At 69.9% G+C, this 23,977-nt stretch carries 18 protein-coding genes and 1 tRNA gene; 9 read left to right on the plus strand and 10 right to left on the minus strand.

Annotated features, from left to right (window positions below):
- Positions 1–473: 473 nt before the first annotated feature.
- The 8 genes from AC5Y4Z_RS23575 to mfd all read right to left on the minus strand — a co-directional run bounded on the left by AC5Y4Z_RS23575 (position 474) and on the right by mfd (position 11,669).
- The gene (locus AC5Y4Z_RS23575) at positions 474–2,627 is read right to left on the minus strand and encodes a hypothetical protein (protein WP_499967332.1); all 2,154 of its coding nucleotides are present in this window, start codon (positions 2,625–2,627) and stop codon (positions 474–476) included.
- Between the two features lie 48 nt (positions 2,628–2,675).
- Positions 2,676–3,620 carry a Ppx/GppA phosphatase family protein gene (locus AC5Y4Z_RS23580; protein ID WP_499967333.1) on the minus strand — a complete coding sequence of 315 codons (945 nt, stop codon included), beginning with the start codon at positions 3,618–3,620 and terminating at the stop codon, positions 2,676–2,678.
- Entirely contained in the window at positions 3,614–4,102 is a 489-nt protein-coding gene (locus tag AC5Y4Z_RS23585; protein WP_499967334.1) for a DUF501 domain-containing protein, read from the minus strand. The genes AC5Y4Z_RS23580 and AC5Y4Z_RS23585 overlap by 7 nt, the downstream gene beginning before the upstream one ends.
- Entirely contained in the window at positions 4,095–4,718 is a 624-nt protein-coding gene (locus tag AC5Y4Z_RS23590; protein ID WP_499967335.1) for an FtsB family cell division protein, read from the minus strand. Before AC5Y4Z_RS23590 ends, AC5Y4Z_RS23585 begins: the two co-directional genes overlap by 8 nt.
- 11 nt (positions 4,719–4,729) lie before the next feature.
- Positions 4,730–6,019: a phosphopyruvate hydratase gene (eno, locus tag AC5Y4Z_RS23595; RefSeq protein ID WP_499967336.1), complete on the minus strand. Its 1,290-nt coding sequence runs from the start codon at positions 6,017–6,019 to the stop codon at positions 4,730–4,732.
- 45 nt (positions 6,020–6,064) lie between these two features.
- Positions 6,065–6,793 carry a lytic transglycosylase domain-containing protein gene (locus tag AC5Y4Z_RS23600; protein WP_499967476.1) on the minus strand — a complete coding sequence of 243 codons (729 nt, stop codon included), beginning with the start codon at positions 6,791–6,793 and terminating at the stop codon, positions 6,065–6,067.
- A gap of 278 nt (positions 6,794–7,071) precedes the next feature.
- Entirely contained in the window at positions 7,072–8,025 is a 954-nt protein-coding gene (locus AC5Y4Z_RS23605; protein ID WP_499967337.1) for a nucleoside triphosphate pyrophosphohydrolase, read from the minus strand.
- Positions 8,022–11,669, minus strand: a complete 3,648-nt coding sequence (mfd, locus tag AC5Y4Z_RS23610; protein ID WP_499967338.1) for a transcription-repair coupling factor — start codon at positions 11,667–11,669, stop codon at positions 8,022–8,024. The genes AC5Y4Z_RS23605 and mfd overlap by 4 nt, the downstream gene beginning before the upstream one ends.
- Before the next feature lie 107 nt (positions 11,670–11,776).
- On the opposite strand from mfd, the gene lysA reads away from it, so the two are divergent.
- Entirely contained in the window at positions 11,777–13,117 is a 1,341-nt protein-coding gene (gene lysA / locus AC5Y4Z_RS23615; protein WP_499967339.1) for a diaminopimelate decarboxylase, read from the plus strand.
- A gap of 3 nt (positions 13,118–13,120) precedes the next feature.
- Here the strand turns inward: lysA and AC5Y4Z_RS23620 are convergent, their stop codons facing one another.
- The gene (locus tag AC5Y4Z_RS23620; protein ID WP_499967478.1) at positions 13,121–13,714 is read right to left on the minus strand and encodes a TetR/AcrR family transcriptional regulator; all 594 of its coding nucleotides are present in this window, start codon (positions 13,712–13,714) and stop codon (positions 13,121–13,123) included.
- 131 nt (positions 13,715–13,845) lie between these two features.
- Between AC5Y4Z_RS23620 and AC5Y4Z_RS23625 the strand changes: the two genes are divergently transcribed.
- The 5 genes from AC5Y4Z_RS23625 to AC5Y4Z_RS23645 all read left to right on the plus strand — a co-directional run bounded on the left by AC5Y4Z_RS23625 (position 13,846) and on the right by AC5Y4Z_RS23645 (position 17,505).
- Positions 13,846–13,917: transfer RNA gene (locus AC5Y4Z_RS23625), tRNA-Gln, on the plus strand.
- A 99-nt stretch (positions 13,918–14,016) separates the two neighbouring features.
- Complete coding sequence (gene glmU / locus AC5Y4Z_RS23630; protein WP_499967340.1) at positions 14,017–15,471, plus strand: bifunctional UDP-N-acetylglucosamine diphosphorylase/glucosamine-1-phosphate N-acetyltransferase GlmU; 1,455 nt, start codon at positions 14,017–14,019, stop codon at positions 15,469–15,471.
- Positions 15,472–15,529: 58 nt separating this feature from the next.
- Positions 15,530–16,510, plus strand: a complete 981-nt coding sequence (locus tag AC5Y4Z_RS23635; protein ID WP_499967341.1) for a ribose-phosphate diphosphokinase — start codon at positions 15,530–15,532, stop codon at positions 16,508–16,510.
- On the plus strand, positions 16,511–16,858 hold the full coding sequence (gene arsC, locus AC5Y4Z_RS23640) for an arsenate reductase (glutaredoxin) (RefSeq protein ID WP_499967342.1): 348 nt from the start codon (positions 16,511–16,513) through the stop codon (positions 16,856–16,858). It begins immediately after the preceding gene.
- Positions 16,855–17,505, plus strand: a complete 651-nt coding sequence (locus AC5Y4Z_RS23645) for an LpqN/LpqT family lipoprotein (protein WP_499967343.1) — start codon at positions 16,855–16,857, stop codon at positions 17,503–17,505. Before arsC ends, AC5Y4Z_RS23645 begins: the two co-directional genes overlap by 4 nt.
- 35 nt (positions 17,506–17,540) lie before the next feature.
- Here the strand turns inward: AC5Y4Z_RS23645 and AC5Y4Z_RS23650 are convergent, their stop codons facing one another.
- Positions 17,541–20,858: a helix-turn-helix transcriptional regulator gene (locus AC5Y4Z_RS23650; RefSeq protein ID WP_499967344.1), complete on the minus strand. Its 3,318-nt coding sequence runs from the start codon at positions 20,856–20,858 to the stop codon at positions 17,541–17,543.
- 140 nt (positions 20,859–20,998) lie between these two features.
- Between AC5Y4Z_RS23650 and AC5Y4Z_RS23655 the strand changes: the two genes are divergently transcribed.
- The 3 genes from AC5Y4Z_RS23655 (at position 20,999) to AC5Y4Z_RS23665 (ending at position 23,972) form a co-directional block, all read left to right on the plus strand.
- Complete coding sequence (locus tag AC5Y4Z_RS23655) at positions 20,999–22,213, plus strand: cytochrome P450 (protein ID WP_499967345.1); 1,215 nt, start codon at positions 20,999–21,001, stop codon at positions 22,211–22,213.
- Entirely contained in the window at positions 22,210–23,079 is an 870-nt protein-coding gene (locus AC5Y4Z_RS23660) for an oxidoreductase (protein ID WP_499967346.1), read from the plus strand. The genes AC5Y4Z_RS23655 and AC5Y4Z_RS23660 overlap by 4 nt, the downstream gene beginning before the upstream one ends.
- A 224-nt stretch (positions 23,080–23,303) precedes the next feature.
- On the plus strand, positions 23,304–23,972 hold the full coding sequence (locus tag AC5Y4Z_RS23665) for a 50S ribosomal protein L25/general stress protein Ctc (protein WP_499967347.1): 669 nt from the start codon (positions 23,304–23,306) through the stop codon (positions 23,970–23,972).
- Positions 23,973–23,977 lie beyond the last annotated feature (5 nt).

The following is a 23,977-nucleotide window of genomic DNA, read 5'->3' on the forward strand; positions in this document are numbered from 1 at the left end:
CCGTCATGGCCGCCCGATACTTCTGGGTGACCTCGTTCTTGCGTTGCCCGGGTGTCGAATCGTTCCCGCGCCAGTTGGTGAGCATGGACGTAGTGATCGGCCTCGACCACATAGTTCTCTCATAGGGCCATCAACGCCGTCGAGGCGAACCGCCAACCGCGGTGGCGGACAAGGAAGTTCCAGAACCTGCGCCGTACTGCAGTCGCGGCTGGCGCAGGTTGAGCCGCATCCGATCCACCGACTCCAATTCGAACACCACATGCTCGGACAAGGCATTGGCGGCGGTGCGGAAAGCGCCATTGCAGGCTCTCGGTTCAAGCCGAGGACCAAATCCCGTGTGCCCCAACCGATCACAGCACTGTTACTCACTATGGCGACGTTAAGCATGCCAACGATTACGTCCCAGCCGGAGGCCCAATTCAACGGCCCACCGCTGGCATGCTTCCACAAGTTGGGGCGAAGCCCTCGCAGATCTAGAGGTACGGACCTGAGATGCACAGGACTTCGTCGAGGGTGGCAGTGCGCAGCCCGGCGGGGTCGATGTGGTCCTCGCCGCGGGCCAGGTCCAAGCGTGCGGTGTCGAACATCGCTGGGCCGCTTGCCATTACATCGGTGAGCAGGTAGCGGCCAGCCTCGGGTGCCCGGCGCACCGCCTCCTCGGCGGCGCAGGCGCCGGCGAGTTTGACTGCATCGTCGTAGTTGATGCCCACCTGAAATACCTGTGGTTCGGCGTCGAGCACCGCGGTCAAGCGGGTGATGAAGTTCTCGGGGGCGAAGAACCGCCAGCCCGCGCCCAGGTGCAGCCAGAACCGTCCGTCGATCTCAGCGCGCAACTGCGCCAGCAGCGCAACAGGCTTGTCACCGGATCTGCGACGGGCGAACTCGACAAACCCGTACCGCTTACGCAGCTTCGCGCGGTCGGCGGCGGACAAGCCGGCATCAAGCACCACAAAGCGCCCGACTCGCGACACATCCAGACAGCAGTTCAAAAACGAATTCAGGGTCTGCTCGGTGGTCTCCCGGTCCGGACCGGCGACCAGGGTGACGGTGACCTCGCCGTCACCGGGCCCTGCGGCCAGGGACCGCACCAGGGCTTCGGGGTACGGTGCGGCCGCGTCGAGCATGGCCGGCACCGAGAAATCGCGGTTGGCCGCAATCCGTTGTCGATCCGGGTCGGGCAAGTCGGGGCGGGCCAGCAGGCGCCGGCACAGGGTGAACGCCTCGGCGTGCTGACCGAGCCAGGATGCGCACACCGCCTGCTCATCCATTGCGCGCCATGCGTAGACATCGGCGTATCTGGGGACAAAGAGGTCCTCGTCGGGAAAGGGGATTTCGGCGGCGCGCCGGGCAAACTGGTAACCGAGCCGGTAGTCCTGCTCGACGCGACAACGAAAGGCGATGGCATGCAATGCCTCGGCGCGGGTCGGCCGGAACTCCCACGCCCTGAGGTAGGCCTGCTGAACCTCCGGCCACGGCTCGCCGAGATTCGACATCGCCTCCGCGAGCCGATACATCGCCCAGTAGACCTCCTCGTCGCAGCCGCCCATTTCGATTCGCCGCTCGCACCACCTGCGCGCGTTGACGAAATCCTCCATACGCACGTAGGTTTCGGCGAGGAAGAAGACCGACCGCGCATCCTCGGGGTCGCGTTTGACCTTGGCCAGCAACCAATCTCGCTCCTGCGCAGCCTTATGTTTGAACAGGCTGATGGTGAACAGTTGGAGTTCGCGCAGATCTGCGCCGCAAAAGTCGCCCCGGCCGGCGGTCTGGCGGGTGACACCCTCGGAACTTTCCGATAGCGCGCGCCGCAGGATGGCGGCCTGGTCGCGAGCGGAGAAGGCCTGGTAGCCCCGCTCGGCGAGATCGCGCCGCGCACGCTCGTCGCCGACAAGCTCCACGCAGCGATCGACCAGTCCGTCGTAGTCGGCGAACGCGATACCGGACTCCAGGTCGCGCTCCAGCGCCGGATCGGCACTATGCTCGCAGACCACCGCCCGCCTGTTGGCGAGTAGATACGAAACGCGCACGATCGCAAAGATTTTCGCGTCCCAATAATGCAGGTTCAGGACGATCTTCGAGCGTGCGATCCAGGCATCGCGGGCCGCGCCGTAGACGGCCGATAGCCACTTGACCCGAAGACCTCGGTCGTGCAGCTCCCGCAGAACGGCGTATCGGCGCCCGTTGAGCGCGCCGTAGAACAGCACGTCGATGTCCTCGGGGGCTGGGGCGATCCGGGTCAGCTCGGGCACGTATCCGATCGGAACGTAGGTGGGCCGCGGCAGTCCCAGGCCGGCGAGGTATTCGACGTTGGCCTCGCTGTAGTCCCACGTCGGGTAGCACCGGAAAAGGTCGACGAACTCCGGCATCGTCATCCACGGCAAGTCGTCGCCCAGCTGCTCGAGGTTGTAGAAGATGGGATCCTTTGGCGGCTCCAGGCCGTACTGGACGAGGAGGTTTCCGCCGAGCACGATGGTGCGGCGCTCGTCGAGATCCAGACGATTGGTCAGCACCGAGTCGTGGCCAAGCGCCAAAAGACCGTGGTGTAACGCCTCGGCGACCTCGTTAAAAGCTTCGCCGCTGATGTTCTGGTGGTCGGGCGGTGACACAACCGCGACCGCGAAGCGCATGGGTGCAAATTACCGGAAGAGGCGCTGAACGAGGCCCCTTTTAGGGACTTACGCGGCGATCGAGAGCACGATGCCGTCCAGGATGTCGTGCTCGCTGACGGTCAGCTCGTCGATGCCCGCGCGGGTGCGCAGCTCGCGCGCCAACTCCTCGACCACGATCGCCCCGCCCCCGATCACGTCGGCCCTGCCCTGGTGCATGGGCCCCAAGGCGGCGCGCTCCGAACGCGTCATGCCGATCAGCCGCTCGCACACGGCCAGTAGGTCGGGGCCGGGAACGCGCGAAAGGTGAATGGCCGCAGAATCATACGTCGCCATATCATGCGCCAGCGCCGACAGTGTGGTCATCGTGCCGGCGACCCCCACCCAGGTCCGCGCGTCCGCGACGGGCACCGCTTGCAGCGCGACATCAAGCCGCTCGCGCACCACCTCACGCGCCGCCTCCACTTCCCCGGCAGTCGGCGGGTCGGAGTGCAGGCAGCGCTCGGTCAGGCGAACACAGCCGATGTCGGCCGAATAGCTGGCCACCACGCTCTGGCCGCCAACCACGATCTCGGTGGACCCACCGCCCAGGTCGACAACGACGAACGGGCCCGCAGCAGAATCCAATTCGCCGACCGCACCGCGAAACGACAGCGAGGCCTCCTCGGCGCCCGTGATCACCTCCGCGACCGCGCCGGGCACCACCGGGCCCAGCACCGAGGCCGTCATCGCGAAGAAGTCCTCGCGGTTGGTGACGTCGCGGGCCGCCGAGGTGGCGACCATCCGCACCCGCTCGACGCCGTGCTTCCCCAGCAGCGCGGCGTAGTCGACGAGCGCGGCCCGGGTCCGGTCGATCGCCTCCGGCGCGAACTGACCCGTCGCGTCGACGCCCTGACCCAGCCGCACGATCCGCGTCTCGCGATGCACATCGGCCAGCCGGCCGTCACGAAAGTCCGCGATCAGCAACCGAATCGAGTTGGTGCCGCAGTCGATTCCCGCGAGCCGGCTCACCACTGCCCCACCACCAACACCGGGGTCAGCGCCGGCTCGCCCGCCAACAGGGCCAACGCCTCGTCACCGAAAGGATTCACACCCGGGCCCTTGGCCAGCGAGTGCGCGATCAGCACGTGCAGGCACTTCACCCGGTCCGGCATCCCCCCACCGGAGAACGTGGTCCCCAGCGGTTCGATCGCGTCACGTTCGGCCAGATACGACTCGTGGGCGCGCCGGTAGGCGGCCGCCAACGCGACGTCCGTCCGCAGTCGCTCGGTCATCGACCGCATCAATCCGGTGGTCTCGAGCCGGCTCGCGGCCGCGGTCAACAATGGATGCGTCAGGTAGTACAACGTCGGAAAGGGCGTGCCGTCAGGCAATCTCGGCGCGGTCTTCACCACGCCCGGCTCGCCGTTGGGACAGCGGTAGGCGATCTCCAGCACCCCGCGCGGTTCACGCCCGAGCTGACGCGCCACCGCCTCCAGGTCGGCGCGATCAACCACCGGACGAAGGGGGATTCGGCGGGGGCGCCGGCGGCAGGTGCGGCGCGTCGGCGATGGTATGCCACAGCGAGGTGTACCAGGGGTCGCCATTGGCCGGTTTGGCCGTCTCAGCCCCGGGCTCCGGCGACACCGCCGCCGTCGGCGGCAGCTGCACCTGGAACGGGATGTCCCCGGGCATCACGAAGCCGAGGCGCTCGCGGGCCTGCGCGGCGATGTACGCCGGGTCGCCCAGCTTCGCCTTCTTCTGCTCCAGCTCGCCGATCTGGCGGCGCAGCGCCGCTTCGCTTTTGGCCAACTGATCCATCTCGGTGCGCTGCGCGAAGTAGGTGCGCACCGGGCCGGCGATGGTCAGGGTCAGCACGCAGATCACCGCGGCGAGCACCGCCGCGCGGCGCGCGGTGAAACCCAGCCGCTGATCGGAGCGCTGCTCGACGGATTCGGCGACCTGTCTTTTGATGGGTTCGACGACACGCTCGTGCAGCGTGCGCGACGTGTTGCGGGTGGTCGTCTGCGCGGGCGCCGAAGGTCCGCCGGCGCGACGGCGCCGAACCGAATCGCCGGCCTTCCCCGGGCGCGATGCCGGGGAGCGCCGCTTCGGATCGGGCTTGGGCGTCAACCTATTTCAACCTACTTCTGATCCAGCGCGTATCGGGGGAACGCCAGGTCCCCGGCGTAGCGTGCCGCGTCGCCGAGGGCCTCCTCGATCCGCAACAGCTGATTGTATTTGGCCACCCGCTCGCTGCGGGCGGGCGCGCCGGTCTTGATCTGACCGCTGCCCACGGCCACCGCCAGGTCGGCGATCGTGGTGTCCTCCGTCTCGCCGCTGCGGTGGCTCATCATCGTGCGATACCCGCTGTGGTGGGCCAGCGCGACGGCGTCGAGCGTCTCGGTCAGCGTGCCGATCTGATTCACCTTGACCAGCAACGCATTTGCCACGCCCTTGTCGATGCCCTCTTCCAGGCGTTCGGGGTTGGTGACGAAGATGTCGTCGCCGACGATCTGCACCCGGTCGCCGATCGCGGCGGTCAGGGCCGCCCACCCGTCCCAATCGTCCTCGGACAGCGGGTCTTCCAGCGACACCAGCGGGTAGGAGCCGAGCAGGCCCGCATAGAACTCGGCCATCTGCTCGGCGGTGCGGGTGGAGCCCTCGAAGGAGTAGCCGGTGCCCTCGGCGTAGAACTCGGTGGCCGCCGCATCGAGCGCCAGCGCGACGTCGGTCCCGAGCCGGAAACCCGCCGATTCGACGGCCCGGCCGATCAGGTCCAGCGCGGCGGTGGTGCCGGCCACGTCGGGCGCGAATCCGCCCTCGTCGCCCAGGCCGGTGGACAGCCCCTCCTTCTTCAGCACCGCCTTGAGCGCGTGATACACCTCCGCACCCCACCGCAACGCCTCGGCGAAGCTGGCCGCCCCGATCGGGGCCACCATGAACTCCTGGATGTCGACGGCAGTGTCGGCGTGGGCGCCGCCGTTGAGGATGTTCATCATCGGCACCGGCAGGATGTGCGCGTTCGGCCCGCCGATGTAGCGGAACAGCGGCAGCTCGGCGGAATCGGCGGCGGCCTTGGCGACGGCCAGCGACACACCCAGGATCGCGTTGCCGCCCAGCCGGGACTTGTCCGGGGTGCCGTCGAGGTCCACCAGCGCCTGGTCCACCAGCCGCTGATCGTCGGCGTTCAGCCCGATGACGGCCGGCCCGATCTCGTCGAGCACCGCCTGCACGGCCTTCTGCACGCCCTTGCCGCCGTAACGTTCACCGCCGTCACGCAACTCGACGGCCTCGTGCTCGCCGGTCGACGCGCCCGACGGCACCGCGGCCCGGGCGAACGTCCCGTCCATCAGGGCGATCTCGACCTCGACCGTCGGGTTGCCGCGCGAGTCGAGGATCTCGCGGGCTCCGACCTGCTCGATAATCGGCACTGGGTTCTCCTTGTGTCGTAACGCGTCGGTCAGCGATACATCCTGCTACAGCGGGTGACCGGCCGCGTAGGCGGTCGCCCAGTCCCGCACCGCCCGCGCGTAGACGCCGGAGTTGTTGTAGGCCCGCATCGCGGTGATCCACCCCCGCGGCGTGGCGAGATCTTTTCCCCGCCAACACAGGTAACCCGCCGCCGCCAGCGCCGCGTCGTCGATGTTGTCCGGGCTGAGCCGGCCGTCGTTGTGGGCGTCCACCCCGTACAGCCGCCAGGTCTCCGGAATGAACTGCATCGGGCCCATCGCGCGCACCACATCGCCGCCACCGTCCAGGCCGTCCTCGCTGTCCACGATGCGCATCGTGCCCCCGGTGCCGTCCAGGCGGACGCCCCGAATGGGCGGGCTCACATCCCCGTTGGGTGACAGCGTCGCGCCCCGGTAGGTGCCGTGGTGGCTCTCGACCTGCCCGATGCCCGCCAGCGTGGTCCACGCGATGTGGCACTTGGGGTTCTCGACCTCGGCCACCCGCGCGGCATACGCGTAGGCCTCCAGCGCGATGACCGGGATTTCCAGTGCCGCCGACCGCGCTTCGGCCCACCCCCGCAACTGATCCGCGGGCCGGCCGCTGAGGTGGGTGTCCACCGCCGGCACCGGATCCCCCGCCGGCGGCGGGACACCGTCGGGAATGAACAGGCTGAGCTGCCAGGTGCAACTGGAGGCGAGCAGCATCGCGGTCGCGCCGATCACGGCGCCCGCGCGCAACCAACGCCTCGGCGACACCATCCCTAGAAGCTCCCCTGCACTTCAGCTACACAAACGTCGGCCATGACCATCGTCCCACGGGTTGCGGGACTGCCCGGCCGATTAAGGCGCCGGCGGCGCCCTCTGTCGGCGAATCAACGGTTAGCTGTCGCCAACAATGGCTAGCAAACCCAGATCACACCCCACCGCACGCATTCCCACCTCAACCGCAGCGTCACCCGGTCGCGGGCGGCGAAAATGGCAAACATCGCCGAAGTCGCTGCGTGAAATTGTTACGAGCTTGATGTGAGCCGTCCCTAGTCCCGTGGCGCGTGGGCGCCCCCGCCGGACGGCCAGTGCGCGCGCCACTCCTCCTCGGTGATGTCACCCGGCGGGGCCGGGTCGAGCCCGTCGGCAAGTCCGCCGCCGCGCTCCGCCGCGATCGCCCGCTCCACGCCGTGCACGGTGTCCACGAACTCCAAAACGGCTGCGCGAAGCGCGCTTTCCGCATCGACGTCGGCCGACACCGAAACGGACGTCATCTCCACCGGGATCAGATCGGCGGGCAGGCCCGCCTTTTCCGCGCGCTGAAACACCTTCTGCGCCAAGGCCAACGCCGGCTGACCGGTGTGGACGTCGTCCATCACCGAGCTCCGCGGCTTCTCGGCGGCCTTGCGCTCCTCCCACTGCGCCAGCTGGTCCTCGAGCGAAATCGGTTCTCCCGCCAGCACTCCGGGCACCCGGTTGCCCAGCTTGCGCATCAACGTGGCCGCGACGTCGTCGATGGTGAACGGAAACTGCGGCGAGTCCTCGGCGATGCGGGAGTGGAACAGAACCTGCAACAGCACGTCGCCCAGCTCCTCGCGCAGCCGGTCGGCGTCGCCGATGCGCACCGCGTCCAGCAGCTCGTAGGTCTCCTCCAGCAGGAACTTGCGCAACGAGTCGTGAGTTTGCTCGCTTTCCCACGGCCCCGCGGTGCGCAGCTTGTCCATCATGGCGACGGCGTCGACGAGCCGCTCCCCGCGCGGGGTGTCCGGCGCCGAGATCAGCCGCGCCCCGGCCGCCAAGGCCGCGGTGACCGCCGGGTGATCGCGATCCGACGACAGCAACACCGGCGCGTGCTCCCCGGAGTGCACCGGCCGCGCCGCTGGCAGCGACCACGGCACCGCGACGGGCATCTCCTCGGTGTATTGCACCTCGCCGGCGAGGTGCTCGATGGCCTCGACCGGCACCAGCGACGGGCGCCGGGGGTCGAACAAGACGACAATCACGCCCGCCGCTCCTCACTCGACACCGCTGCAGAACTCGTTATACCAAGGTCGATCTGCGGTTTCCCCTCCAGCGCCGTCACCAGGTTGGCCACCATCTGCAGCAACTCGACGTCGCGCAGGCGCGGCGCCCCCACCCCGCCGGACCGCGGGATGGGCACCTGGACCGTCGACGTCGTGGCGCGGTAGTGCGCCGCCGGGTACATCCGCTTGAGCCGCACCTGCGCCGAATCCAGCAGGGTCACCGGCGACAGCCGCACCGTCGCCGCCGACGGCGCCGAGACCTCGGTGATGCCCGCGCCGCGGCACAGCAGCCGCAGCCGCGCCACCGCCACCAGCCGTTCGGCCGGCTCGGGCAGCGCCCCGTAGCGGTCGACGAGCTCCTCGACCACCGAGGCGACCTCGTCGTCCGTCGACGCCGCGGCCAGGCGCCGGTAGCCCTCCAGCCGCAGCCGGTCGCTGGCGATGTAGTCCGGCGGCAGGTGCGCGTCCACCGGCAGGTCGATGCGCACGTCCTTGGGCTCCTCGGCCGTGGTGACCGTCTGGCCGTCGGCGGCGGCCCGGTAGGCCTCGACGGCCTCGCCCACCAACCGCACGTACAGGTCGAACCCGACCCCGGCCACGTGCCCGGACTGCTCGACGCCCAAAACGTTGCCGGCGCCGCGGATCTCGAGGTCCTTCAGCGCCACCGCCATGCCCGCGCCCAGCTCGTTGTTCTGCGCGATGGTCGCCAGCCGGTCGTAGGCCGTCTCGGTCAGCGGCGCGTGCGGCGGATACAGGAAGTAGGCGTAGCCGCGCTCCCGGCTGCGGCCGACCCGGCCGCGCAGCTGGTGCAGCTGCGACAGGCCGAAGGTGTCGGCGCGCTCGACGATCAGCGTGTTGGCGTTCGAGATGTCCAGGCCCGTCTCCACGATCGTGGTGCACACCAGGATGTCGTGTTCGCGGTTCCAGAAGCCCTGCACCGTGCGTTCCAGCCGCTCCTCGGGCATCTGCCCGTGCGCGACGACGACCCGCGCCTCGGGCACCAGCTCGCGGACCCGCGCCGCGGCCCGGTCGATGGAGCTGACCCGGTTGTGCACGTAGAACGCCTGCCCGTCGCGCAGCAGCTCGCGCCGCAACGCCGCCGCCACCTGCTTGTCGTCGTGCGGGCCGACGTAGGTCAGCACCGGGTAGCGCTCCTCGGGCGGGGTCAGGATCGTCGACATCTCGCGGATGCCGGCCAGGCTCATCTCCAGGGTGCGCGGGATCGGGGTGGCGCTCATCGTCAGCACGTCGACGTGGGTGCGCAGGCTCTTGATGTGCTCCTTGTGCTCGACGCCGAACCGCTGCTCCTCGTCGACGACGACCAGCCCCAGGTCCTTCCAGCGCACCCCGGTCTGCAGCAGCCGGTGCGTGCCGATCACGATGTCCACCGTCCCGTCGGCCAGGCCCTCGACGACGGCGCGCGACTCGCCGGCGTCGGTGAACCGGGACAGGCCTTTGACTGTCACCGGGAAGTCGGCCATCCGCTCGCTGAACGTCTGCAGGTGCTGGTCGGCCAGCAGCGTGGTGGGCACCAGCACGGCGACCTGCTTGCCGTCCTGCACCGCCTTGAACGCCGCCCGGACCGCGATCTCGGTCTTGCCGTAGCCGACGTCGCCGCAGATCACCCGGTCCATCGGGATCGCCTTTTCCATGTCGGCCTTGACCTCGGTGATCGCGGTGAGCTGGTCGACGGTCTCGGTGAACCCGAACGCGTCTTCCATCTCGGCCTGCCACGGGGTGTCCGGCCCGAACGCGTGCCCGGGGCTGGCCTGCCGCTTCGCGTAGAGCGACACCAGCTCGCCGGCGATCTCGCGCACCGCGCGGCGGGCCTTGGTCTTGGTGTTGGCCCAGTCGCTGCCGCCGAGGCGGCTCAGCGCGGGCGCCTGCCCCCCGACGTAGCGCGACAGCTGGTCCAGCGAATCCATCGGGACGTACAGCTTGTCGGAGCCGCCGCCGCGCTTGCTGGATGCGTATTCGAGGACCAGGTATTCGCGCCGGGCCCCGCCGACGGTGCGCTCGACCATCTCCACGAACCGGCCGATGCCGTGCTGGTCGTGCACCACCAGGTCGCCGGCGGCCAGCGCCAGCGGGTCGACGGTGTTGCGCCGCTTGGCGGCCAGCCGCTTGCCCTCGACGGCCGTGGCCCGGTTGCCGGTCAGGTCGGTCTCGGTGATGACGACCAGGTTCGCGCCCGCGATGACGACCCCGTCGTGCAGCGGTCCCTTGAGCACCCCGACCACCCCGGGCTGGGGGACCGCGCCCGATTCCAGCATGGCCGCGGGGGTGTCGGAGTCGCCCAGCCGCTCCACCACCCGGTGCGCGGTCCCGGTGCCGGGCGCGACGACGGCGGCGTACCCGCCCGTCGACACGTGGGCGCGCAGCATCGCGAAGATGCCGTCGATGTCGTGCTGATGCCCGCGCGCCGACGGCGCCGCCCGCGCGTCCAGCTCCACGGCCGACTCGTCGGACAGCTGGCTCAGCGTCCACCACGGATGGCCGGCCTTTGCGGCTGCGGCCCGCACGTCGTCGAGCTCGGCGAAGCCGGAGCCGCCGAACTGCGCCACGTCGACCGGCGCGTCCGTACCGAGCGCCGCGACCGACCACGACGCCTCGAGGAATTCGCTGCCGGTCTTGATCAGGTCGGCGGCGCGGGTGCGCACCTTTTCGGGGTCGCACACCAACACCGGGGTGCCGCCGGCCAGTTGGTCGGTCAGCAGCACGTGCTCGCCGGGCCGCAGCACCGGCAGCAGCGCCTCCATGCCGTCGACGGCGATGCCCTCGCCCAGCTTGGCCAGCATGTCGGTGACGCTGCCGGTGATGGCGGGCTCGCTTCCGGCCTGCCGGGCGGCCAGCGCGGCGGCGCGTTCCCGCACGTCGTCGCTCAGCAGCAGCTCGCGGCAGGCCACCGCGATGACCGTGTCGACCTCGATCTCGGGGATGGAGCGCTGATCGGCGACCGAGAACATCCGCATCTCGCTGACCTCGTCGCCCCAGAACTCGACGCGCACCGGGTGCTCGGCGGTCGGCGGGAAGACGTCGAGGATGCCGCCGCGCACGGCGAACTCGCCCCGGCGCCCGACCATGTCCACCCGGGTATAGGCCAGCTCGACCAGGCGGGCGACGACTTCCTCGAAGGCGATCTCCCGGCCGACGCTCAGGGTGACCGGCTCGACGTCGCCCAGGCGCGGGGTCATCGGTTGCAACAGCGATCGCACCGCGGTCACCACCACCCGCAGCGGGGGGCCGAGCCGCGCGTCGTCGGGATGGGCCAGCCGGCGCAGCACCGTCATCCGGGTGCCGACGGTGTCCACGCCGGGCGAAAGTCGTTCGTGCGGAAGGGTTTCCCAGGACGGGAAGAGCGCCACCGCGTCGCCGAACACGCCGCGCAGCTCGGCGGTCAGGTCGTCGGCCTCGCGCCCGGTCGCGGTGACCACCAGCAGCGCACCCAGCCGCGCCAGCGCCCCCGCGACGAACACCCGCGCGCTGGCCGGGCCGACCAGGCTCAATTCGGGGGGCCGGGCCGCCGCGGTGTCGATCAGCTGCTGGAAGGTCGGCGCGGTCAGCGCCAGGTCGACGAGCCCCGCGATCGGGGTTTCTGAAAGAGGTGGCCCCGGTGCGGTCATGATGCATTCATTCTAGGTGCGCCGAAGGCCGTCAATATCGCCCCGGGGCCCGTCAAAGTGTCGTAAGGATCACGCCATCCCGCGCTGGCCGAGCGCACTTTTGAGTCATGACACTGCTTGATGCGTTGCCGTCCCTCGGCCGGGCGGCGCCCCAGCGGCTCGATCCCGCGATCTGGCCCGTCACCACGCGCTCCGACGACGAGGGCCGGCTGTGCGTTGGCGGCGTGGCCCTCACCGACATCGCCGACGAGTTCCACACCCCGACCTATGTGATCGACGAGACCGACTTCCGGCAACGCGCCCGGCGCTACCGCAAGGCGTTGCGCGGCTTCGAGGTGGTCTACGCGGCCAAGTCGCTGCTGACCACCGCGGTGGCGCGGTGGGCGCGCGAGGAGGGCCTCGGCCTCGACGTCTGCTCGGCCGGCGAGCTGGCCGTCGCCCTGGCCGCCGGGGTCGACCCGGCGCGCATCGTCATGCACGGCAACGCGAAATCGCCCGACGAGCTGCGCGAGGCCGCGCGGGTGGGCGTCGGGCGCGTCGTGGTGGATTCGTACATGGAGATCGCCTACCTCGCCGGCCTGGCGCGCCGGCGCCAGCGGGTGCTCATCCGGGTGACCCCCGACATCGACATCCACGGCCATCGCGCCGTCACCACCGGCGTCAGCGACCAGAAATTCGGCTTCACGCTCCGCGGCGACCGGGCCGACGTCGCGGCCCAGCGGGTGCTGGCGCACCCGATCCTGGACCTGGTCGGGCTGCACTGCCACATCGGGTCACAGGTCACCGACCCCGCCCTCTACGGCGAGGCCATCCGCCGGATGATCGGCGCGATGGCCGACATCCGCGCCCGGCACGGCGTCATCCTCACCGAGCTGAACATCGGTGGCGGCCACGGCATCCCGTACGTCGCCGGTGATCGCGAGCTCGACGTCGCCGAGCTGGCCCGCGTCATCGAGGACGCGCTGGACGAGGCCTGCGCCGCCGAGCGCTTCCCCCGGCCGACCGTCGTCGTCGAGCCCGGCCGCGCCATCAGCGGCCGGGCCGGAGTGACGCTGTACCGGGTGTGCGCGGTGAAGGCGCAACCGGGCGGGCGCACCTTCGTCGCCGTCGACGGCGGCATGAGCGACAACCCGCGGGTGTCGCTGTATGGCGCGCGCTACACCGTCGCGCTGGCCAACCGGCACTCGCTGGGGCTCAAGCAGCGCGTCACCGTGGCCGGGCGGCACTGCGAGGCGGGCGACGAGATCGCCCGCGACATCGAGCTGCCGGCCGACCTGCACCCCGGCGACCTGTTGGCCGTGGCCTGCACCGGCGCGTACCACCACAGCATGGCCTCGAACTACAACATGGTCGGGCGCCCGCCGCTGGTGGCGGTCAAGGACGGCCGGGCCCGCGCGCTGGTGCGCCGCGAGACGATCGCCGACCTGCTCGCGCGCGACTGCGGATAACCGTTATTCGTCCTGCAGGCGGGGGTCGGCCTCCAGGCCGATCAGCCCGTTCCACATCAGGTTGACCAGGTGGGCGGCCACCACTTCCTTCTTGGGCTCGCGGGTGTCGAGCCACCACTGGGCCGTCATCGACACCGAGCCCACCAGGGCCTGGGCGTACAGCGGCGCCAGGTCCGGGTCCAGGCCGCGTCGGGCGAAGTCGCCGGCCAGGATGGAGCTGACCTGGCTGACGGCGTCGTTGAGCAGGCTGGAGTAGGTGCCCGAGCTGATCGCGGCCGGCGAGTCGCGGATCATGATGCGGAAGCCGTCGGTGCGCTCCTCGACGTAGGTGAGCAGCGCCAGCGCTACCCGCTCCACCCGCACCCGGGACCGGTTGTTGGTCAGCGACGAGGTGATGCCGTCGAGCAGGGCCGACATCTCCCGGTCGACGACGACGGCGTACAGCCCCTCCTTGCCGCCGAAATGCTCGTAGACCACGGGTTTGGACACGTTGGCGCGCAGGGCGATCTCCTCGATCGAGGTGCCCTCGTAGCCGCGCTCGGCGAACAGCGAGCGCGCGATGCCGATCAGCTGCTGGCGGCGATCGCTCCCGGTCATGCGGGCCCGCGGCGCCCTGACGTCCTTGTCCGCCTTGTCCGGGTCCCGATCGAGAACGGCCACGTCAATCAGCGTATCGGTTTACCGGCGGCGGACCGTCTAAAGTCTCTTGGTGGCCCCCGGGCGCGCAATCCGTCGTGGTGTAATCGGCAGCACATCAGATTTTGGTTCTGAGAGTTCAGGTTCGAGTCCTGGCGACGGAGCCCCACAAAATGGCCCGCTCTTTGCGGCGAGCGTGCATGAAATGCCACGCTTGACGGCGTGTCGTCGTACCGACACGCACGCTCGCGGAAAGGAGATTCGTGTCGTCTCGTGGTGACACCGCCGTGCTGGTCCTCGCGGCCGGGCCCGGCACCCGGATGCGCTCGGACACCCCGAAGGTGCTGCACACCATCGCCGGCCGCAGCATGCTGTCGCATTCGCTGCACGCGATCGCCAAGGTGGCGCCCCAGCACCTGGTCGTGGTCCTGGGCCACGACCACGAGCGGGTCGCGCCGCTGGTCGCCGAGCTCGCCGACGCCCTGGGACGCGGCATCGACGTGTCGCTGCAGGATCAGCCGCTGGGCACCGGCCACGCGGTGCGGTGCGGCCTGTCCGCCCTGCCCGACGACTACGCCGGCATCGTCGTGGTCACCTCGGGCGACACCCCGCTGCTGGACTCCGACACCCTGGCCGGGCTGATCGCCAGCCACAGCGCGCAGTCGACCGCCGTCACCGTGCTGACCACCACGCTGGACGACCCCGACGGCTACGGCCGCATCCTGCGCACGCAGGACAACGAGGTGATGGCGATCGTCGAGCACACCGACGCGACGGCCTCGCAACGCGAGATCCGCGAGGTCAACGCCGGCGTCTACGCCTTCGACGTCGCGGCGCTGCGCTCGGCGCTGAGCCGGCTGAGCGCCAACAACGCCCAGCGGGAGCTGTACCTGACCGACGTCGTCGCCATCCTGCGCGGCGACGGCCTGACCGTGCGCGCCCAGCACGTCGACGACAGCGCGCTGGTGGCCGGGGTCAACAACCGCGTGCAGCTGGCCGAGCTGGGCGCCGAGCTCAACCGCCGGATCGTCGCCGCCCACCAGATGTCCGGGGTGACCGTCGTGGACCCGGCCACCACCTGGATCGACGTCGACGTGACGATCGGCCGCGACACCGTCGTCCAGCCCGGAACCCAGCTGCTCGGCCGCACCCGGGTGGGTGGCCGCTGCGTCGTCGGCCCCGACACCACCCTGACCGACGTCACCGTCGGGGACTGCGCGTCGGTGATCCGCACCCACGCCACGTCCTCGTCGATCGGCGACGGCGCGGTGGTGGGCCCCTACACCTACCTGCGGCCCGGCACCGTGCTGGGGTCCGAGGGCAAGCTCGGCGCGTTCGTCGAGGCCAAGAACTCGAACATCGGCACCGGCACCAAGGTCCCGCACCTGACCTACGTGGGCGACGCCGACATCGGCGAGCACAGCAACATCGGCGCCTCCAGCGTCTTCGTCAACTACGACGGGGAATCCAAGCGGCGCACCACAATTGGCTCGCACGTGCGCACCGGGTCGGACACCATGTTCGTCGCGCCGGTGACCGTCGGCGACGGCGCCTACACCGGCGCGGGCACCGTGGTGCGCGACGACGTCCCGCCGGGGGCGCTGGCGGTGTCGGCGGGGCCGCAGCGCAACATCGAGGACTGGGTGCAGCGCAAGCGGCCGGGCAGCGCGGCGGCCCAGGCGGCCGAGAAGGCCCGGCAGAAATCCCAGCCCGAATGACACCGTGGGTACGATGGGGCGTTCCTAAGTTCGATCCCGAAACTCCGAGGGCAGCACGGTGAGCCACGACTGGACCGACAATCGCAAAAACCTGATGCTGTTCTCGGGCCGCGCGCATCCCGAGCTGGCCGAACAGGTGGCCAAGGAACTCGACGTCCACGTCACCGCGCAGACCGCGCGGGAGTTCGCCAACGGCGAGATCTTCGTGCGCTTCCACGAGTCGGTGCGCGGCTGCGACGCGTTCGTCCTTCAGTCGGCGCCGGCGCCGGTCAACCGCTGGCTGATGGAACAGCTGATCATGATCGACGCGCTCAAGCGGGGCAGCGCCAAGCGGATCACCGCGGTCATGCCGTTCTACCCCTACGCCCGCCAGGACAAGAAGCACCGCGGCCGCGAGCCGATCTCGGCGCGGCTGGTCGCCGACCTGCTCAAGACGGCCGGAGCCGACCGGATCGTGACCGTCGACCTGCACACCGACCAGATCCAGGGCTTCTTCGACGGGCCGGTCGACCACATGCGCGGCCAGAACCTGCTGACCGGCTACATCCGCGACAACTACCCCGACGGCAACATGGTGGTCGTCTCCCCCGACTCCGGCCGGGTGCGCATCGCCGAGAAATGGGCCGACGCGCTGGGCGGCGTCCCGCTGGCCTTCATCCACAAGACCCGTGACCCACGCGTGCCCAACCAGGTGGTGTCCAACCGCGTCGTCGGCGAGGTGGCCGGCCGGACCTGCGTGCTGATCGACGACATGATCGACACCGGCGGGACCATCGCCGGCGCGGTCAAGCTGCTGCACGACGACGGCGCCGCCGACGTGGTGATCGCGGCGACCCACGGCGTGCTGTCCGACCCGGCCGCCGAGCGGCTGGCCGGCTGCGGCGCCCGCGAGGTGATCGTCACCAACACGCTGCCGATCGGCGAGGAGAAGCGGTTCCCCCAGTTGACGGTGTTGTCCATCGCGCCGCTGCTGGCCAGCACGATCCGTGCCGTCTTCGAAAACGGTTCGGTCACTGGCCTATTCGACGGAGACGCCTAGATGCCTGGTGGCGCATCCATCTACCACAACCCCAAGTGCAGCACCTCGCGCAAGACGCTGGAGCTGTTGCGGGACAAGGGTTTTGAGCCCGAGATCATCGAGTACCTGAAGACCCCGCCGTCGCGGGCCGAGCTGGCGCGGATGATCCGCGACGCCGGCATCGACGTGCGCACGGCGGTGCGCAAGCGCGAGTCGCTGTATGCCGAGCTCGGGCTCGACTCGGCCGGCGACGACGAGTTGCTCGACGCCATGGCCGAACATCCCATCCTGATCGAGCGGCCGTTCGTCGTCACGGCGAAGGGCACCCGGCTGGCCCGGCCGATCGACGCGGTGCACGAGATTCTGTGAGGGTCTGGCCCGGCGCCGTTTTGGTGGTCGCGCTGGCTGTGGGGGGCTGCGCGCCGAAAGCGCCTGACTACCAGTCGATCCTGAGCAGGACGTCGACGACGTCTGCCGCGGCCACCACCACCGCCGCGAAGCCCGTTCCGCTGTCGAAGTATCTGCAGGACAACGGTGTCAGCGGCAAGCAGGTGGCCCCGGGGTCGCTGCCCGACCTGACCGTGTCGATCCCGACGCCGCCCGGCTGGCAGGCGTTCGACGATCCGAAGAAGATCGCGCCGGAGACGGTGATGATCTCCAAGGGCGGCAAGTATCCGACCGCGCGGCTGGTGGTGTTCACGTTGCACGGCAACTTCGACCCGGCCCAGGTCGTCAAGCACGGCAACGACGAGGCGCAGCTGTTCGAGAACTTCAAGCAGCTGGACGCGTCGACGGCGAACTACAACGGCTTCCCGTCGTCGATGATCCAGGGCAGCTACGACCTCGACGGCATGCGGCTGCACAGCTGGAACCGGATCGTCATCCCCACCGGCTCGCCGCCCGCCAACGAGCGCTACCTCGTTCAGCTGACCATCACCAGCCTGGCCGACCAGGCCGCGGCGGCGGGGCCCGACATCGACGCGATCATCCACGGGTTCGTCGTCGCGGCGAAGTAAATCTCGCCGCGAGAGTGCAGCTGGCGAGGTGTTTCTCAAGTGGCGGTGTCGGTAGTTGCACTCTCGCGGCACAGCTGGACACGGGTGGAGACCCCGAGCTTGGCGTAGACGTGGGTGAGGTGGGTCTGCACGGTGCGCGGTGAGATGAACAGCCGCGCGCCGATGTCCTTGTTGCTCAACCCCTCCCGGACGAGGCGCGCCACGTCGTTTTCCGTCGGCGTCAGCGACTCCCAGCCGGTGGTGGGACGTTTGCGTTCGCCGCGGCCGCGCTGCGCGTACGCGATCGCCTCTTCGGTGGACAACGCGGCGCCTTCGGCCCAGGCGGCGTCGAAGTCCTTTTCTCCCAGTGCTCCCCGCACCGACGCCACCGCGGCGTCGTAGCCCTCCTGATACATGGGGAAGCGGGCATGGCCCTTGCGCTCTCGCAGTCCGTCCGCCGCGCCGAGCAGACGCGCCGCGTTGGCAAAGTTGGCATCGTCGACCGCCAGCCGGGCAAGGCATTCCAGGGTGTCGGCCACCCGCATAAAACCGTTGGTGCGTGTGGCGACCGCGAGGGCATCGTGAGCGTCACGTGCCGCCTGCTCCGGCTCGTCTTGGGCCGCCGCGATCAAGGCGCGCGTCGTGAGAGCGACCATCTGATACCAGCCCGGTGCCACGGCGACGGTTTCGTCGGCCCAGCGCCGTGCGGCGGCCAGGTCACCGCCTGCCAACGCGGCCTCGGCAATCGGGGTCGCGCTCCGGGTGAACACTTCACGCACCGGAATGATGTGCCGCAACGCCTCCTCGGCCGATTGCCTGGCCGCCCGGGCATCGCCGGCGACCAGCGCGGCGTGCGCGAACAGCGCATGAACCACGTCCGCGAAGTAGCCACCGATCGCGTTGGCGGCCTCCATAGCCGATTGCGCCGCGGCGTGGGCAGCGGCCGCGTCCCCGCTGAACACCAGGACGACGCCGTGGGCCACATGGCCGAAGACGGTCATGGTCGGATCCCCGGCCGCCTCCGCCTCCTCGATCATGGGACGAAGGATGCGGCCGGACTGGGCCAGGTCGCCCTGATGCGCCAACACGGCACCCAGAAACGCCCGGCAATTCCGTGAGTAGAACCGGTCGCCCAGCGCGTCGGCGAGATCGCGTCCTGCTTCGGCTGCCCTAACCGCCGAGACGGTTTCACCGCCGAATGCGGCCGCGGTCGCCTGATAGCTCATGATCTGGCACAAGCTCCACTCGTCACCGGCCGCGCGGACCAGATCGATGGCCTCGGCGAAGTACCGCTGAGCGACCTCCGGGCTGTATATCGCGAGCATCCCGCAGGCGATGAGGGCCTGGGCGATCAACGCCGGATCATCGAGCTCACGCGCGAGCGCCAACGCCGTCTCGGCGCGACCCAGGTCCATGGGCACCGCCACCCACGTGGCCAAGATGCTCTGTTGGGCGACCGCGTGCACCCACACCGCCGGTGCGATCTCCGTGTGATCGGCCGCGGTCAATACGGCGTCCAATCCGGCCAGTGCCTCCTGGACACGGCCGCCGCGCAACCACAGTGGCCGCAACGACAAGATGAGCCGCAGGGCCGTCTCGAGCTCGGCATTTTCCCGGCTCCACACGAACGCGGCCCGCAGGTTCTCGATCTCGGTTTCCGCCCAGCGCACGAGCTCCTCGTCGCCCGAGTGGCCCGCCGATTCCCGCTCGGCGGCCACGGCCGTGTAGTGGTCGCGGTGGCGGGTGCGCACCTCATCGGCCTCGCCCGACTCGCCGAGCTTTTCCTGGGCGTACTGGCGCACCGTTTCGAGGAGCCGGTATCGCATGCCGTCTTTAGAGTCGTCGGCGACCACCAGCGATTTGTCGACCAAGAGGCTCAATTGGTCCACCAGTTGGTAGCTTTCGACCTCGCTGCCGGCGCCGACCGCCAGCGCGGCGTCCAGATCGAAGCCGCCCATGAATGCCGAGAGGCGGCGGAACAAGACCTGCTCGGGTTCGGTCAACAACGCATGCGACCAATCCACCGAGGCGCGCAGGGTCTGCTGGCGGCGCACCGCGGTGCGCGAACCGCCGGTGAGCAACCGGAACCTGTCGTGCAGGCTGTCGACGATCTGGCGCAGCGACAGCGCCCGAACCCGCGCCGCAGCCAGCTCGATCGCCAACGGCATGCCGTCGAGGCGCGAGCAGATCTCTTCGACCAGCGCCGAATTGCCCTCACCCACAACGAAATCCGGGCGCGCTCGACGGGCGCGATCGGCGAAGAGTTCGATCGCCTCGTCGGCAACCGACAGCGACGGCACCCGCCAGCTCAGCTCACCCGGCACGCCGAGCGGCTCTCGACTGGTGGCCAGGATGGTCAGTTGCGGGCAGCCGGCGAGCAGTTCGACGACGAGGCTTCCGCACGCGTCGAGCAGGTGCTCACAGTTGTCGAGGAGTAACAACGCCTTCTTCTCGCCGAGGAACCGCATCAACACGTCCATCGTCGAGCGGCCCGGGTGATCGGGCAGGCCGAGCGTGCGCGCAACGCTCACCGGCGCCATCGCGGGAACGGTGAGCGGGGCGAGGTCGACATACCAAGTCCCATCGGAGAACTCGCCGGTTAGCGCGGGGGCAACTTCCACGGCGAGGCGGGTCTTGCCCGCGCCGCCCGCACCGGTCAGGGTGACCAGCCGGTTCCCGGCGACCAATTGCCGCAACTCCCCGATTTGGGCTTGCCGCCCGACGAAACTCGTCAGTTGAGCCGGAAGGTTGTGTGAGACAACGGCACTGCGCACGCGCAGCGGCGGGAACTCGTTGCGCAGGTCCGGATGGCACAGCTGCACCACGCGCTCCGGGCGCGCCACACCCCGCAACGGGTAGCTACCCAGGTCGGTCAACCACACCCCGTCGGGCAGACGGTCGGCGACCAGCGATTCGGTGACGCCCGAGAACACCGTCTGCCCACCATGGGCCAAATCGCGCAGCCGGGCGGTGCGGTTGATCGTCGGGCCGGCGTAGTTGGCGTCGTCGCGCAGCTGGACTTCGCCGGTGTGCACCCCGATGCGCAGCCGGATCGGCGCCAGCGGCGCCCGCTGCAACTCCAGCGCGCACGCCACCGCGTCCGACGCGCGGGAGAACGCGGCCACAAAGCTGTCGCCCTCGCCCTGTTCGACGGGGCGCACGCCGCCATGGGCCGCGACGGCCGCATCGACGGTGCGGTTCAGCTGGGCGAGCGCGGCCGTCATCTTCTCCGGTTCGGTCTCCCACAGCCGCGTGGAGCCCTCGACGTCGGCCAGCAGCAACGTCACGGTGCCGGTTGGCAGCAGCTCGCTCACACCCAAATCGCTCCAGGTTAACGGGGGAAGCTCCGCGTTCTGGCTCATGGTAGCCAGCATCGCGGCCGTCGACCACGCAAAACATCCGCCAGAACGCGCAGATCCTTCAGGCAGCAGCCCGAGACCTACGCGGTGGACCGCGCAGATTTACGCGCTGCCGCCGATGGTCTTGGCCGCCAAACGCCGGATAGTCGACTCCCATGACGATCCAAACCGCACTGCCCACCTTCGCCTATGACCACCTGACCGACCCCGTCGAAGCGCACCGCATCATCGCCGAGGCCCGCCGCCAGGCCCCGATCGCCATCGGCCCGCACGGCCCCGAGGTGCTGAGCTACGAGCTGGTCCGCCAGGTCCTGCGCGACGGCCGATTCGTCACCGCGCGCGGGCTCGGCCTCGACCTGCAGGGCATCACGTCGGGCCCGCTGTGGGACAGGGCGATCGCCAACATCCTGGGCCTCGACGGCGCCGAGCATCACCGCCTGCGGCGGCTGGTGTCGAAGGCGTTCGCTCCCCGCGGCGCCGAACGGCTGCGCACGCTCGTCGTCGACATCATCACCGGGCTCGTCGAACCGCTGACCGCCGCCGGGCACTGCGACGTCGTCTCCGACATCGCGCGGCCCTACCCCACGCCGGTGATCTGCGCGCTGCTGGGCGCGCCGCCCGAGGACTGGCAGCTGTTCAGCGGCTGGACCGACGACATCAAGAAGTTCTTCGACTGGAACGTCGCCAACGACGGCCCGGCGATCCTGGCGGCGTGGGAGCAGCTCGACGCGTACCTCGAGGACCTCATCGCCCGCCGTCGCACAGCCCTGAGCGACGACCTGATCTCCGATCTCATCCGCACCGAAGACGACGGCGACCGCCTCAGCCACGACGAGATGGTCATGCTGTGCGCCACCCTGCTCGCCGCGGGCACCGACACCACCCGCAACCAGCTCGCCGCGGCCGTGCAGGCGCTGGCCGCCCATCCCGACCAGTGGGCGTTGCTCGCCGCGAATCCCGAGCTGGCCCCCAACGCGGTGCACGAGCTGATGCGTTATTTCCCAATCGTTTTCGGCGCCGCTCGCCGGACCGCCGAGGATGTCGAACTGGGCGGGGTATGCATCCCGGCGGGCACCCTGGTCGGCGCCAACACCGCCTCCGCCAACCGCGACGCGTGCGTCTTCGACCACCCCGAACGTCTCGACATCACCCGGACCGACCCGCCGGCGATGCTCAGTTTCGGCGGCGGCGTGCACTACTGCCTGGGCTCGCATCTCGCGCGGCTCGAACTGACCGAGGCGCTTCCGGTCATCACCCAACGCATGCCGAACCCCCGCCAGACCGGCCCCGCCCCGTGGAAGGCCATCAGCGGCATCACCGGGCCGGTGACCCTGCCGCTGGCGTTCGACGTCGGTACTGTTCGGGCATGACGAACTGGACCGCCGCAGACCTGCCGTCGTTCGCCGGGCGCACCGTGATCATCACCGGCGCCAACAGTGGGCTGGGCGCCGTGACCGCCCGCGAGCTGGCCGGCCGGGGCGCCGAGGTCGTGCTGGCCGTCCGCAACACGAGCAAGGGCGAGGCCGCCGCGCGGCAGATGAGCGGCCAAGTCGAGGTGCGCGAGGTCGACCTGCAAGACCTGTCGTCGGTGCGCCGGTTCGCCGACGCGGTCGACGGGGCCGACCTGCTGATCAACAACGCCGGCATCATGGCCGCGCCCTACGCGCTGACCGTCGACGGCTTCGAGAGCCAGATCGGCACCAACCACCTCGGTCATTTCGCGCTCACCAACCTGCTGCTGCCCAAGCTCACCGACCGCGTCGTCACGGTGTCGTCGATGGCGCACTGGCCGGGGCGCATCGACTTCGACGACCTGAACTGGGAGAACCGGCGCTACTCCCCCTGGCTGGCCTACAGCCAGTCGAAGCTGGCCAACCTGCTGTTCACCAGCGAGCTGCAGCGACGCCTCGACGCGGCGGGTTCGCCGCTGCGCGCGCTGGCCGTCCACCCCGGCTACTCGCACACCAACCTGCAGGGCGCCTCGGGCCGCAAGCTGGGCGACGCGCTGATGTCCGCGGCCACCCGGGTGTTCGCCACCGACGCCGATTTCGGCGCCCGGCAGACGTTATACGCGGCGGCGCAGGAGCTGCCGGGCGACACGTTCATCGGCCCCCGGTTCGGCTCCGTGGGCCGGACGCAACCGGTCGCGCGCAGCCGCCGGGCCCGCGACGCGGCCACCGCCGCCCCGCTGTGGGAGCTGTCCGAGCAGCTCACCGGCACCAAATTCCCGCTCTAACGCGCCGAGACTGCGCACAGATCGCCGACACGCCGGCGGATATGACTCTGGACGCAGTCTCGATTGGGCGCGGAGCTCAATTTCCGCTGCACCGCCCCCGTGCGCTACCCTGACCAGGCGTCACGGCGAGGGTAGCCAACCGGCCACCGTTATCGACGGAGACCGACTCAGTTGTCGCGACCTCGCCGTGCCCCGAAATCAGACGAGCACATAGGAGCGACACGATGGCCAAGTCGGCCGGCAACCAACTCACCGCGACGGTCCGCACCGAGACCGGCAAGGGCGCGTCCCGGCGGGCCCGCCGCGACGGCAAGATTCCCGCCGTCCTGTACGGCCACGGCACCGACCCCCAGCACCTCGAACTGCCCGGGCACGACTTCGCCGCGGTATTAAGGCACTCCGGCACCAACGCGGTGCTGACCCTCGACCTCGCCGGCAAGGAGCAGCTCGCGCTGACCAAGGCGCTCGACATCCACCCGATCCGCCGCACCATTCAGCACGCCGACCTGCTGGTCGTGCGCCGCGGCGAGAAGGTCGTCGTGGAGGTCACCGTCCTCGTCGAGGGCGAGGCCGGGCCCGACACCCTGGTCACCCAGGAGACCAACGCGATCGAGATCGAGGCCGAGGCCCTGTCGATCCCCGAGCAGCTGACCGTGTCCGTCGAGGGCGCCGAGCCCGGCACCCAGTTCACCGCCGGGCAGATCTCCCTGCCGCGCGGCGTCAACCTGATCTCCGACCCCGAGATGCTGGTGGTCAACGTCGTCAACGCGCCGACGGCCGCCGACCTCGAGGAGGAGGGCGCCGGCGAGGTCCCCGAGGGCGAAGAGGCGGCGGCCCCGGCGGCCGAGGAAGAGGGCGGCGAGGCCGAGGCTCCCGCGGCCGAGTCCGAGTAGGAGCC

The sequence above is a fragment of the Mycobacterium sp. NGS63 genome (genome assembly GCF_059812295.1).

Bases quoted from the DNA above. Each gene is read 5' to 3' on its own strand.
- AC5Y4Z_RS23575 (WP_499967332.1), bottom strand. From the start codon at position 2,627: ATGCGCTTCGCGGTCGCGGTTGTGTCACCGCCCGACCACCAGAACATC.
- mfd (WP_499967338.1), bottom strand. From the start codon at position 11,669: ATGACCGCACCGGGGCCACCTCTTTCAGAAACCCCGATCGCGGGGCTC.
- lysA (WP_499967339.1), top strand. From the start codon at position 11,777: ATGACACTGCTTGATGCGTTGCCGTCCCTCGGCCGGGCGGCGCCCCAG.
- AC5Y4Z_RS23620 (WP_499967478.1), bottom strand. From the start codon at position 13,714: ATGACCGGGAGCGATCGCCGCCAGCAGCTGATCGGCATCGCGCGCTCG.
- arsC (WP_499967342.1), top strand. From the start codon at position 16,511: ATGCCTGGTGGCGCATCCATCTACCACAACCCCAAGTGCAGCACCTCG.
- AC5Y4Z_RS23650 (WP_499967344.1), bottom strand. From the start codon at position 20,858: ATGCTGGCTACCATGAGCCAGAACGCGGAGCTTCCCCCGTTAACCTGG.
- AC5Y4Z_RS23655 (WP_499967345.1), top strand. From the start codon at position 20,999: ATGACGATCCAAACCGCACTGCCCACCTTCGCCTATGACCACCTGACC.
- AC5Y4Z_RS23660 (WP_499967346.1), top strand. From the start codon at position 22,210: ATGACGAACTGGACCGCCGCAGACCTGCCGTCGTTCGCCGGGCGCACC.
- AC5Y4Z_RS23665 (WP_499967347.1), top strand. From the start codon at position 23,304: ATGGCCAAGTCGGCCGGCAACCAACTCACCGCGACGGTCCGCACCGAG.